Source organism: Geotalea uraniireducens, assembly GCF_027943965.1.
GTDB lineage: Bacteria > Desulfobacterota > Desulfuromonadia > Geobacterales > Geobacteraceae > Geobacter > Geobacter uraniireducens.
Map to the genome: position 1 here is coordinate 3,157,159 of NZ_AP027151.1, position 11,953 is coordinate 3,169,111.

The 11,953-nt window shown below is 61.6% G+C and carries 14 protein-coding genes; 12 read left to right on the top strand and 2 right to left on the bottom strand.

From position 1 onward, the window contains the following. Positions 1-32 precede the first annotated feature (32 nt). Positions 33-1,397: a TolC family protein gene (locus QMN23_RS14680; protein ID WP_282000078.1), complete on the top strand. Its 1,365-nt coding sequence runs from the start codon at positions 33-35 to the stop codon at positions 1,395-1,397. 15 nt (positions 1,398-1,412) lie between these two features. After that, a complete protein-coding gene (locus QMN23_RS14685) occupies positions 1,413-2,015 on the top strand; it encodes an MlaC/ttg2D family ABC transporter substrate-binding protein (protein WP_282000079.1) in 603 nt (200 codons plus the stop codon). A 95-nt stretch (positions 2,016-2,110) separates the two neighbouring features. On the opposite strand, the gene QMN23_RS14690 is transcribed toward QMN23_RS14685, so the two are convergent. Beyond that, positions 2,111-3,739, bottom strand: a complete 1,629-nt coding sequence (locus tag QMN23_RS14690; protein WP_282000080.1) for a TIGR00341 family protein — start codon at positions 3,737-3,739, stop codon at positions 2,111-2,113. 257 nt (positions 3,740-3,996) lie between these two features. On the opposite strand from QMN23_RS14690, the gene QMN23_RS14695 reads away from it, so the two are divergent. After that, a complete protein-coding gene (locus QMN23_RS14695) occupies positions 3,997-4,440 on the top strand; it encodes a cohesin domain-containing protein (protein ID WP_282000081.1) in 444 nt (147 codons plus the stop codon). A 74-nt stretch (positions 4,441-4,514) separates the two neighbouring features. Beyond that, positions 4,515-5,411, top strand: coding sequence for a PhzF family phenazine biosynthesis protein (locus QMN23_RS14700; RefSeq protein WP_282000082.1), 897 nt, complete (start codon positions 4,515-4,517; stop codon positions 5,409-5,411). A gap of 14 nt (positions 5,412-5,425) precedes the next feature. On the opposite strand, the gene QMN23_RS14705 is transcribed toward QMN23_RS14700, so the two are convergent. Then, positions 5,426-6,280, bottom strand: coding sequence for a 4Fe-4S dicluster domain-containing protein (locus QMN23_RS14705; RefSeq protein WP_282000083.1), 855 nt, complete (start codon positions 6,278-6,280; stop codon positions 5,426-5,428). Between the two features lie 318 nt (positions 6,281-6,598). Between QMN23_RS14705 and QMN23_RS14710 the strand changes: the two genes are divergently transcribed. The 8 genes from QMN23_RS14710 to QMN23_RS14745 all read left to right on the top strand — a co-directional run bounded on the left by QMN23_RS14710 (position 6,599) and on the right by QMN23_RS14745 (position 11,950). Next, a complete protein-coding gene (locus QMN23_RS14710; protein WP_282000084.1) occupies positions 6,599-7,165 on the top strand; it encodes an RNA polymerase sigma factor in 567 nt (188 codons plus the stop codon). Further along, entirely contained in the window at positions 7,149-7,328 is a 180-nt protein-coding gene (locus QMN23_RS14715; protein WP_282000085.1) for a hypothetical protein, read from the top strand. The genes QMN23_RS14710 and QMN23_RS14715 overlap by 17 nt, the downstream gene beginning before the upstream one ends. 43 nt (positions 7,329-7,371) lie before the next feature. Continuing rightward, a complete protein-coding gene (gene lepB / locus QMN23_RS14720) occupies positions 7,372-8,022 on the top strand; it encodes a signal peptidase I (RefSeq protein ID WP_282000086.1) in 651 nt (216 codons plus the stop codon). Between the two features lie 259 nt (positions 8,023-8,281). Beyond that, complete coding sequence (locus tag QMN23_RS14725) at positions 8,282-8,893, top strand: tetratricopeptide repeat protein (protein ID WP_282000087.1); 612 nt, start codon at positions 8,282-8,284, stop codon at positions 8,891-8,893. Between the two features lie 119 nt (positions 8,894-9,012). After that, positions 9,013-9,414 (top strand): SET domain-containing protein-lysine N-methyltransferase, encoded by a 402-nt coding sequence (locus tag QMN23_RS14730; protein ID WP_282000088.1) that lies wholly within the window; start codon positions 9,013-9,015, stop codon positions 9,412-9,414. 164 nt (positions 9,415-9,578) lie between these two features. Beyond that, positions 9,579-10,484 (top strand): MBL fold metallo-hydrolase, encoded by a 906-nt coding sequence (locus tag QMN23_RS14735; protein ID WP_282000089.1) that lies wholly within the window; start codon positions 9,579-9,581, stop codon positions 10,482-10,484. Continuing rightward, positions 10,481-11,005, top strand: a complete 525-nt coding sequence (locus tag QMN23_RS14740; protein WP_282000090.1) for an aminoacyl-tRNA deacylase — start codon at positions 10,481-10,483, stop codon at positions 11,003-11,005. The genes QMN23_RS14735 and QMN23_RS14740 overlap by 4 nt, the downstream gene beginning before the upstream one ends. 147 nt (positions 11,006-11,152) lie before the next feature. Next, the gene (locus tag QMN23_RS14745) at positions 11,153-11,950 is read left to right on the top strand and encodes a 4Fe-4S binding protein (RefSeq protein ID WP_282000091.1); all 798 of its coding nucleotides are present in this window, start codon (positions 11,153-11,155) and stop codon (positions 11,948-11,950) included. The last annotated feature ends 3 nt before the right edge of the window (positions 11,951-11,953 follow it).

An 11,953-nucleotide genomic window follows, 5' to 3' on the forward strand; every position in this document is an offset into this window, starting at 1 on the left:
CCTTTAATGCATTCAGCCTGGAGGGAGCGACGATGAAATCTTTGCAACGAATGGCGCTGGCCGGGTTGACCACCTTGCTGCTCCTTTCCCCCGCGTGGGGAAGCGACGACCAGAAAAAGGTGGTTCTCAGCCTCGACGACTGCATCCGCGACGCCCTAGCGACCGCCCCGGAACTCGGCGAATCCCAGTCGGACATCGACTATTCCACCTCGCGGCTCGACGAAGCCAAGGCCTACCGCTACCCGCGCATCGACTTCCTCGGCCTGATCGGCCCGGTCCCCCAGGCCCGGGGCAACCAGGTCTGGTCCCCCGACGGGGTCAACGACACCAACCGCTGGACCTGGTTCCAACGCGGCGACGCCACCCTCACCCAGCCGCTTTACACCTTCGGCAAGATCAGCGAAAACATGAAAGCCGCCACCCACGGCATCGAGGTCGACAGGGCGAAAAAAGAGCAGCGGCGCAACGAGGTCGCGCTACAGGTCAAGGAATACTACTACGGCCTGCTGCTGGCCCGGGAACTGAAGGAAGTGATCCTCGACGTCCGGGAAGACTTGGACAAGGCGCGGAAGAAAGCCAAGGAGTACCTGGAAAAGGGCTCGACCAACGTCGACGACTTGGATATCTACAAACTTGACGCTTTCAGCGGCGAAGTGGACAAGTACCTGGAAGAGGCCAAAAAAGGCGAAGCGCTGGCCCTGGCGGCGCTGAAGAGCCGCACCGGCTTCCCTGCCGAGACCAGCCTCGACATCGCCACCGAGCGGCTCACCCCCGACGAAGGACCGGTGGCCGAACTGCCGGTCTACCTCGAAGAGGCCCAGGCCAAGCGCCCCGAGTACCGCCAGATCAAGGAAGGGCTGGTGGCGCGGCAGGCACTGGTTGACGCCGCAAAGGCCGAATACTACCCCGACGTCTTCATCGCCGGTTATCTTTCCGGCGCTTACGCCGACAAGCGGAGCCGGATCGACAACCCGTTCGTCGCCGACGAGTTCAACCATCTTTGGGCCGGGGTCGCCCTCGGCCTGAAGTGGAAGCTCGACTTCGGCATCACCGGCGCCAAGGTCGCCGGCGAACAGGCCCAGTACAACCGGCTGCTCAGCACCAAGAGCTATGCCGAAACCAACATTCCGCTGCAGATCAAGAAGGCCTACCTGGAGATGAAAGAAGCGGAGAAGAGCATCCCTGCCACCGAAGAAGCCTACACCAACGCCAAGAAATGGGTCGTTGCGGCCCTGGCCAACTTCGATTTCGGCATCGGTCCCGCCAAGGAGATCTTCGAAGGGCTGCAGAACTACGCCCGGATGCGGGCCAGTTACTTCCAGTCGGTCTACAACTACAAGATGGCGCTGGCCAACCTCGACTACGCGGTCGGCCAGGCGCCACTCGAAAAACGCTAAGGGGGAAGAAGTACCATGAAATGGCTGATCCTGCCCATCCTGCTCCTCACCTTCGCCGCCTCGGTGCCGGCCTATGCCCAGCCGACGCCGACCGAGACGGTCAAAAAGACCGTCGATGAAGTCGTGCGCATCGTCTCCGACAAGGAGCTGAAAAAACCGCAGAACGAGAAAAAACGCCGGGATTCCCTGAAAAAGGCCATCGGCGCGATCTTCGACTACACCCAGATGTCCGAACGCTCCATGGCCCGCCACTGGCGCGACCTCTCTCCTGCCCAGAAAAAAGACTTCGTCGGGCTGTTCGAAACCCTGCTGGAGAACTCCTACGCCGGCAAGATCGAATCGTATAACCAGGAGAAGATCCTCTACCAGAAAGAGATCATCGACGGCCAGTATGCCGAGGTCCGTTCGAAGGTCGTCACCCCCAAACGGGACCAGTACTCCCTCGACTACCGGCTGATCAACGAAGGTGGCCAGTGGAAGGTCTACGATGTCGTGATCGAGGGGGTCAGTCTCGTTTCCAACTACCGGACCCAGTTCAACCGGATCATCACCGACCAGGGGTATAACGAACTGGTCAAGAAACTGCGCACCAAGAGCCAGGAGATCAAAGGGGCCTGACGCTCGCCCCTCATGTCCGGTTCATCGCACGGGCCGTTCCGTAAGGGACGGCCCTTTTTTTGCGCCCTGGCACCGGATATTGGCCCGGCAGGTGACTAATCGTGACGGCCGGTGATTACCGAGATCCTGACCGTCGGCGGCTGGGGAGGGCTGCTGCCGGAAGCGGTTTTGATCTGCTGCCGCGGGACGCCGCACTCGTTGACCAAAACGGCGACAACGTGTTCGAGCCTCTTTTCTGCGAGCTGTCTTGCTCTTTTGCCACCATGGCCGAAGGTGGCCTCGACCCGCAGGGTGATGGACGGGTCCTGGCGGTAGAGATCCTTAATGGCCATAATCGACCGGTTCATCTCGTCCGACAGGATGTCTTCCTGCGGCTTGAACACCAGCGGCGGGACGAACGGTATCGTCTTCACGGTGAGGTCCACCGGCAGATTCAGGTCGGCGGCGAGCATCCGCTTGATCCAGGTGGTTTGTTCATCGGACAGCGGCGTGTCGCGCCGGATCTCCAAGAGGATCGCCACGGCGGCCGACTTGTCGTTGAAGCCGACCGAAAAATCGCTGATCCTGGACGGCGCAATGATCGTGTCGACCTTGACCGCCGACTGTTTGACGACCGCGATGGCGCTCTGCGCCGAACTCCTGATGATCTCGCCGGGAGGCTTCGGCGGGGCGATGGCCGGGATAGTGGCCTTGGCAATCTCCTGTTTGAGCCCGCCCGCCTGAACTTTCACCTGCTCCACGTTAAGGACGACTTTTCTCCCCAGGGCCCGGCCGATGGAGGTTTCCGCCTTTTTCGTCTCGGCGTCGCTCAGATACCGCACCGTGTTCACCAGGGCATTGATCTCAAGAATGCCCGCGCTGTTGACCGCATAGGCAAAGGTGGCCAGATGGGAGCGCTTTTCCTGCTCCAGCGCCTGCTGCAACGCGTCCTGGATGGCGGTTCGCTGCCGCACTTCCGCGATTGAGGTATGCAGCGTATAGATGAGCGGGATCGAAATCACCACCAGGACGGCAATGAGAAAGGCAAACCGCTTCTTCATCTGCGAGAGTTCGTCAGCGGCCATTTTTCTCCTGAAACCGTAGAAGGAGAAGACCGCACAGGTGGAGAGGACGATGGCGACGAAGTTGGTGAAGAACAGCAGGAAGCCACCATAGAAGATCTTGAGGCTGGCAATTCCGGCACCGAAGCCGGCGACGCTCAAGGGGGGGATGACGGCAGTGGCGATGGCGACCCCCGGAACGATGGTCAGATAGTTTTTCTTGGTGCAGATGGCGCTCGCCCCGGCGGTGCCGGCCAGAAAGGCGATGATCAGGTCGTAGAGGTTCGGCCGGGTGCGGGAGAGAATTTCGGCGGTCACGTCCTTCAGGGGCGAGACGTAGGTTGCCGCCGCCGCGACGGCAATCGACAATGCCACGCTCAGAGAGATCTTCTTGACCGACTTGTTCCAGATGACATTGTCGCCGGTGACGAAGGCAAAGCCGAAGCTGAGGATCGGCCCCATCAGCGGCGAAACGAGCATTGCCCCGATGATCACCGGCGAGCTGTTCATGATCAGGCCGCAGAGGGCGATGAGGTTCGCCACGGTGAGGACGAAAAAATACCCGGCAGTGATCTCGATTTCGGAAAGGATATCCCTGATGACCGCGCCCGGGTTGATGTTCGCCACCTGCTCGCGCAGCCATCCTTTCAGTAATGACGCGAATTTCTCGGCTGTTCGGCTCATAATTCCTTTGCGGTGCTACCGGCCTCTCGACGATGGCTGGAATCTTGCGCGGCACGACTACTGCCGCTCAGCTATAAACTATAACAGGGAATTGCGCCGTTACAGGCTCATGTCCCCTATGCCCCCACACCGCACTATCCGCCGAGGACTCAACAGCACACCATTTTTAATGTGTTGCCACTAAAAAGCACTTTTTCCGGACGCAGCCAATGTGGTATGAAACATGGCCAGCGGCACACTGCACCGGGAGGCGAAAATTGGACTTCAGCTCTGTAAGAAAATATCTGTGGCGGGCGCTACTCGTAACGTTTCTCCTGTTTACGGCAGGCTGCGGCAGCGGCGACGAAAACACCACGCCCGCGGCCACCGGCACGGAGGCTGCGGTGACGCTTATTCCGGTGGGAAACGGGGAGTACACCGTCCAGGGCAACAACCTGGACAATCTCCAGGGAATGCAAGTAGACATTACCTATGATCCGACCGTCATGAGTTCGCCTTCTGTGACCAAGGGGGAATTCATTTCCGACGCATTCATGGAATGCAATACCATCGCTCCCGGGATCATCAAGATTGCCATCATCAGGATGGTGCCACTGTCGGGAAGCGGCCGCATCGCAACCGTCACCTTTGCCAATTATTCGGCGGTCCCCCCGAATGCCATTGCGCTCCAATATTATCTGGTGGGAGCGAGCGCCCTGTAGACGGCAAAACCGTGGACCGCTCCGGGGCAAAGCGGAGATGACATGTTTGCCAATCACCAATCGCGGAGAACGACATGGCACGATTTACCTATCACCTGGTGGACGTCTTCGCCAAAGAGGCGCTGTCGGGCAACGGGCTCGCCGTTTTCCCCGTGGCGGAGCAGCTGCCGACCGACCTCCTGCAACGCATCACCCGGGAAATGCGCCAATTCGAATCCATCTTCCTCGGGGGGACAACAGCGCCGGGAACGTATCGGGCGCGCATCTTCACCATGGAAGAAGAGCTGGCATTCGCCGGGCATCCGATCATCGGCGCGGCTGCTGTACTCCACGCGGCCCACTTCGGCAGCGAGGATGACGTTCAACTCCTCTTCCAGCTGGCGGAACGGACAGTCGCCGTCGTCAGCCGGCGAAACGGTGCCGCGTATCAGGCCGAGATGGATCAAGGCCCCGCCACCTTCGAGCCGCCGCTCGGCGCCGCCGCGCGCGGGGAGCTGCTGGCGGCCCTCAACCTGTCCCCCGAAGATCTGATGGCGGAATTGCCGTTACAGGTGGTCTCCACAGGGCTCCCCTACCTGATCGTCCCGCTCGGGGCCAACTTGGCCAGCGCCCGCATTGTACGGCACGATTTCGCGGCCCTGCTTGCCCGGGTTGGCGCCCGGTTCGCCTATCTCCTCGATGTCCCGGCCCGCGAGGGGCGCACCTGGGACAATGACGGCCGGGTCGAGGACATCGCCACCGGCAGCGCGGCCGGGCCGGCCGGCGCCTATCTGGTGGCACACCACCAGGCCCCGTCGGATCGCCCGCTGACCATCCACCAGGGCCGCTTCCTCGGCCGGCCCAGCGAACTCACCGTTGTCGTTGCCGCGGATATGACGGTGCGGGTAAGCGGCGATGTGGTCTTCGTCGGGCACGGCGAATTGGACCTGCCCGATTCGTTCCGGCAACTACCCGCCGGCAATGGCGCCTGAATCTCACCGCCAGCTCACCACACATGCGCCGCCACCGGCGATTTGGCCCGCTCGCCGAGCTTGATGGCACCGGTGCGGCAGCCGCTGCGGCAGACGCCGCAGCCGTAACAGCCGGTCTGGTCGACCACCGCTTTTTTTGACGTGGCGCTGTAGCTCAGGGCGCCGAACTGGCAGAGCCCCATGCATTGCCGACAGCCGGTGCAGAGAGCCGGCTCGATTGCGGCAACGAACTCGGCGCGGAACATGATCGGCACCGCATGGCTGATGGTAGTGCTCAGCGCCAGGCAGTCGGCGCGGTCGCAGTTGCAGATCGCGCCGATGAAGGGAGCGCGGAAGGTCCAGATGGTATGGCAGAGCCCTTCCCGCTCGTGATCGCGCAGCGCGGCCAGGGCCTCATCCCTGGTGAGGATTTCGTAGCGCCGGTCGCCGGGGGTGCCGGAGGGCTGCCAGCCGAGGTCGCGGAAGATACCGATCAGCTCCCCGCCGTCGGGACCGAGGCTGATCCCGTAGCAGTACCGCTTCTCCACGCCGCGGGTGATCTTGCGGCAGATACAGGCGAGGCGGACGATGGAGTTGGCGAAGGCGAAGATCCGTTCGATCTCCTCGATCGGCACCACCTGGCCGAAATGGAGCTTCTTCATCTTCCGGGTCAAAAGCCGGCCGAACATCGCCCGGAGGAACCAGGGGAGCCGGTCGAGCCGCTCCAGCGCCTGTGCTTCCCCGGCAAACTCCCGCCGGATCGTCTCCGGGTCGGCGAAGGCACCGATCAGCTTGCGCCGGCGCAGATCGCTCAGCATATCCTCGGAATAATTCTTCGCCTGTAGATACCAGCGCTCTCCCTCGCCATGCTTGACGCAGAACTCGCACATCGCGCCGCACCTCCCCGGGACGATATCGCCCCTGCTGCAGCAAGTATATCGCAGCGGCACACGACCGGTACCACCTCTCCTTTCACCCTCTCCCCACCCCTCCCCCATCGAAGGGGGAGGGAGCACTTTGCCGATGGGCACAGGCAATTCCACGCACTATCTCCCCCGCCCTTGATGGGAGGGAGCCGGGGGGAGGGTGCGCCGGAAGCTGGCAGTCCCTTCCTTTTTTTCTCCCCACCATGCTACAATGAATTTTTCCGGGAACCTTTGCGCCGGAACGGCGTATATCCCACCAGTAACGAAGCCCACGGGGAAGCGATGGACGATCAGACCATAATCGAGTGCGTGCTGAACGGCGACGTCAATGCCTATGCCCTGCTCGTCCGGAAATACCACCGCAACCTGCTGGCCTTCATCTTCCGGCTCGTCCGGGACCCGCACCTGGCGGAGGATATCGGCCAGGAGGTCTTCCTGAACGTCTACAAGGAGCTGCCGCGTTTCGACACCGGCCGGGGGACGCCATTCGCCGCCTGGCTGTTCATCGTCGCCCGCAACCAGTGCATCGACGAGTTGCGTCGGCGCCGCCGGGCGGAACCGGCAGCAGTGGAGCAGCTCGAACGGCTGGCCGCCGGCGGCGAATCGGCCGAGGAGGCGCTGCTCCGCCGCGAGGAGTTGGCGGCGCTGGCCGCCACCGTCCGGGACCTCCCCGAGCCGTTCCGCGCCACGATCATCATGAGCCTCAAGGGCGCCACCCTGGACGAAATCGCCCGGAAGTCGGGGGTTCCCCGGGCCACGGTCAAGACGCGGCTTTTCCGCGCCAAAGAGAAGATCGCCCTGGTCCTGAAAGAGCATTTCGGAGGTGTCGGACATGAACGAAGAGTTTGAACCGTCTGCCGATTTCGTCGCCAACGTCATGAAGCGGGTCCGGGCGTACGAGACCGAACAGGTCCCGGTCCTGGAACGGATCATCTGGTCCCGCCAGATGCGCTACATCTTGGCCGGCAGCGGCACCGTCGTCGGCATTCTCAAGGCGCTGCCGGTTTTCTGAGCGCCGGCAGCAGCACCAATCATTGTCAGAGAGGATCTATTCGATGTCTGAAACAACCGCAACCACCGCCCCCAAACAGTTCACCCTCAAAACAAAATCGAAATTCCGCGAGTACACCGAGACCATCATCTGGGCGCTGCTCCTCGCCTTTGCCATCAGGACCTGGGTGATCGAGCCCTTCAAGATCCCGTCCGGCTCCATGGAGAACACCCTGGCGATCGGCGACCACCTGTTCGTCAACCGGTTCCTCTACGGCATCAAGATTCCCTTCACCGACACCCGCATCCTGCGGATTCGCGCCCCGCACCGCGGCGACGTGGTAGTCTTCGAGTACCCGGAAGACCCGAGCAAGGACTTCATCAAGCGGGTGATCGGCGTGCCGGGCGACGTGATCCAGGAAAAGGACAAAGTCGTCTACGTCAACGGCGTCCCCTACCGCAATCCCCACGAAATCCACCGGGACAGCACCATCCTGCCGGCGGAGGCGGGGCCGCGGGATAACTTCGGCCCGGTCACCGTGCCGGCCAACTCCTACTTCATGATGGGTGACAACCGCGACAACTCTTACGACAGCCGCTTCTGGGGCTTCGTCAAGGACAGCGCGCTGAAGGGCAAGGCATTCATCAAGTACTGGTCGTGGGACCAGGATAACTGGCGGGTGCGCTGGGGAAGCATCGGGCAGCCAATCGACTGAGCCGCCCGGCCGACGCAGCCGGCCAACACATCGAGCACCAGCGTTGTCTCCTCCATACAATGGCCGTTCCGCAAGGGACGGCCTTTTTTTGCGCTCGAATGGCGGCTCCGCCGCCGGCAGGTTGGCACATTTAGTAACCTTTCGGATTGTAATGTGTTTTAGAGGAAAAACGGCTTTGCCGGGTGGAAGTTATGTGGTAGAGGATGAGAGGAGGTTTATGTCCCGGATGTTCCCACCAAACTATGGAGGACTGTGAAAAATGCGAAACTCTGCGCAGATGCTCATCTTAACGTTATTGTTTATCTATTTTACCGGATGCGCCCTCACTCCCGGTGACGCAGCCCTGCGAGCAGGGCACCCGGAAGAAGCCGGCATGTTGTATAAGGCCGGGGCAGAACAGGGCGATGCTTCTGCTGCATTAAAACTTGGGCTGTTGCTGGAAGATGGTCGAGTCAGGGAAGAGACCTTTGGCAGCCCTGCCTCATGGTATGAAAAGGCCTGCAAGCTTGGGAGTGACCCTGGCTGTCACAATGCCGGAGTTTCCTATGAGTATGGTAAAAACAGCGTAAGCAAGGACATTACAAAAGCCTACAGCTATTATATGATAGCGGCTGAGCGGGGTTATATGCAGTCGCAATATAACGTGGCAAGCCTGTATTCAAACCACTATGTTCAACCCCAAAATGATGTTGACGGGTTGAAATGGATGCTGTTAGCTCAGGGTGCGGCAAAGAGATGCCAGAATGTTCCTCTCTGCCAATGGATATTGAATGATCCTCCAGGGCACAAAGCGAAACTCAAATCCCGGTTATCGGCCGATCAAATCAAAGCGGCAGAAGCTTTGGCCATCTCATGGAAGCCGAAGGAATAGAGCCAACACACGCAGGCCATGACCGGGCATGCCCCCGGGCACACAGTGAAAAAGGGACAGGCTACTTTCTCAGCAGGCCTCCCCAAAGTAGCCCCTTTGTTCAGTTGGAAGGAGTACCATTGGATATTGAAGTAAGGTTATCTAAAACTCATGGCTTCGGTGTTTTCGCTTTACGCGATTTCAAGCCAGGAGAAGTCGTAATCGCCTGGAACACTTCTGTTCGCCTTTCGCATGAGCAAGCAGAATATGTTGCAGATGCAGAGAAGGTGTATCTCCACCCTTACGACGCACATTCTTATGTTTTAGTTCAGCCCCCAGAAAGGTACGTTAATCATTCGTGCGCCCACAACACCGAAGTCATTGACTTTTGTGATATAGCTGTGCGCCAGATCAGTATTGGTGAAGAAATTCTGAGTAATTATGAAACTGACGGAGCAGGCCTGTCATTCATGTGTAATTGTGGATCACTGCATTGTAGAGGTGCAATTGGCGCAAAAAAAACGAGCGAGATCAGCCCTTGACAAGGAGCAATACTCGACAGAGGACATTTTAGAAATTCGAGGCTCTTGGGTGCCGACCGGGGCAGAGAAACGCCCCCGTGCGGGTCAAGGGTTTTCCAACCCCTACAGATCGCGGTTTTGCGTAACCCCAGCCTGACCATCCCATAGCAACCCAGGAGGAACGCATGAAAAAATTCGTCGTTACCGCCCTCTTCGCCCTGGTAGCTCTCATCGGCGCCGCCATCCCGGGGCACGCGGAGCTGACCAGGCTGGCGGACAACGTCTATGCCTACGTCGGCGCGCAGGACGCTTCGCCGGCCAACAGCTTCGCCGCCAACGCCGGGATCGTTATCGGCCGGGACGGCATCCTGGTGGTCGATACCCTGATCTCCGCCAAGGAAGGGGAACGGTTTCTGGCCGATATCCGCAAGGTGTCCGACAAGCCGATCAAGTATGTGGTCAATACCCATACCCATCTGGACCATGCCTTCGGCAACTGCGTCTTCGCCCGTCAGGGGGCGGTGATCGTCTCCCACCAGGCGGACCGCGCCCTGCTGGAGAAGATCGGCGCGGCGACCCTGAAAAACATCGGCAACTATGGCATGACGCCCGCTGCCATGGTCGGGACGGAGATCGTCTATCCGGCCCTCACCTTCAGCGAGCGGATGACCATCGACCTGGGGGGCGAAACGGTGGAGCTGATCCGCACCGCCCCTTCCCACACGCCGGGGAGCCTAGTGGTCTATCTGCCGGCGAAAAAGCTGCTCTTCAGCGGCGACATCCTCTTCACCGACTTCCACCCCTACCTGGCCGACAGCGACCTCCCCGGCTGGACCAAAACCCTCGACGACCTGCTGGCGATGGACGTGGAGCGGATCGTCCCGGGGCACGGGCCGCTCTCCACCAAGAAGGACCTGCGCGAGATGAAGGCGTACCTGCTCCTCTTCGACGCCAAGGCGCGCGAACTGGCGGCCGGCTCGCAGGATGCGGAGGCGATTGCCGCGGAGCTGAAGAAGGCCCTGCCGAAGCGGACTCTGGCCGAGTGGATGATCCCCACCAACCTGAAGGCCCGCTACCTGCGCCGGCAATGACGCTGCCCCAGACCGCGCACCATGCCGTAGCTGCCGGGGATGGTAAGCCGACGGCTTTCGACCGGCTGCTGGCACTCGTCGGGGAGAGCGGCGTGCCGTTCGTCCTTCACACCCACCCGGCAACGCGGACCATCGAGGAGGCGGAGCGGAACCTGAGCTTCGACACCGGGCGGATCGTCAAGACGGTGGCGTTCCGCACCCGCAGCGGCGAGGTTGTGCTGGCAGCGCTCCGGGGGACGCGGCGGGTCGATTACCCCCACCTGGCGGCGCTGCTCGGCATCAACCGGCGCGACCTGGCCCCGCTGGCGCCGGCGGAGGTCATGGCGCTGCTCGGTGTCGAACCGGGGAGCGTCTCGCCGCTGCCGCTGCGGCAGGAGACGATCATTCTCGTCGATGACGACGTGCTGGCGATCCGGCCGACGGTTTACTGCGGCAGCGGGCGCCCCGACCGGACCCTGGAGCTGGCACCGGCAGATCTCGTCCGGCTGGCCGGCGGGCGGACCGGCGATTTTTCGCGCTGAGTGCGCATTTGCAAAGGCGAAACCTGGCTACTCGGCAATTTCCTCCCCCTTGATGGAGGAGGGCTGGGGAGGGGGAGTAACTACTGTCCATCCGGAAACTCCGGAGGAGATATCATATGTTTCCAATGTGGAAACGAGGGATTACCAATGGATATCGACCGCACCACCCAGCTCTACTTCTCGCCAACCCACACGACCAGAAAGATCGTCGAGGCCATCGCCCGGGGCATCGGCGCTGCCGAAAGCGACCGGATCGACCTGACCCCTCCCTCCGGCACGTGGCAACCGGCGGCCGTGATCGGCGGGCTGGCGATCATCGGCGCCCCGGTCTACGGCGGGCGGCTGCCGGCCGAAGCGATCTCCCGGCTGCGACGGATCAGCGGCAACGGCACCCCGGCAGTGATCGTCGCCGTGTACGGCAACCGAGCCTACGAAGACGCCCTCCTCGAACTGCGGGACGTCGCCCGGGAGATCGGCTTCGCGCCGATTGCCGCCGGGGCCTTCATCGGCGAGCATTCCTACTCCGGCGCCGCCACCCCGATTGCGGCCGGCCGGCCCGACGCGGCCGATCTGCAACTGGCCGAGGAGTTCGGCACGGCAGCGCGGGAGAAGCTGCGCCGGCTGGGGCCGGCCGCCGAATGGCCCCTCCTCCCGGTGCCGGGCACTTTCCCTTACAAGGAGTGGCCGGGTTTGGCCGGCATCGCCCCGCTCACCCGGGAGGCGAGCTGCGTCCGCTGCGGCGTGTGCGTCGCAGCCTGCCCGACCGCGGCGATTACCCTGGGGGAGACGGTGACCACCGACGCGGAACGCTGCATCAAATGCTGCGCCTGCGTCAAAAGCTGCGCCCCCGCGGCACGGCTGATGGATAACCCGCGCCTGCAGCAGGTGGCGGAGATGCTGAGCGCGAACTGCCGGGAACGGAAAGAGCCGGAAACGTTCCTGTGAAGT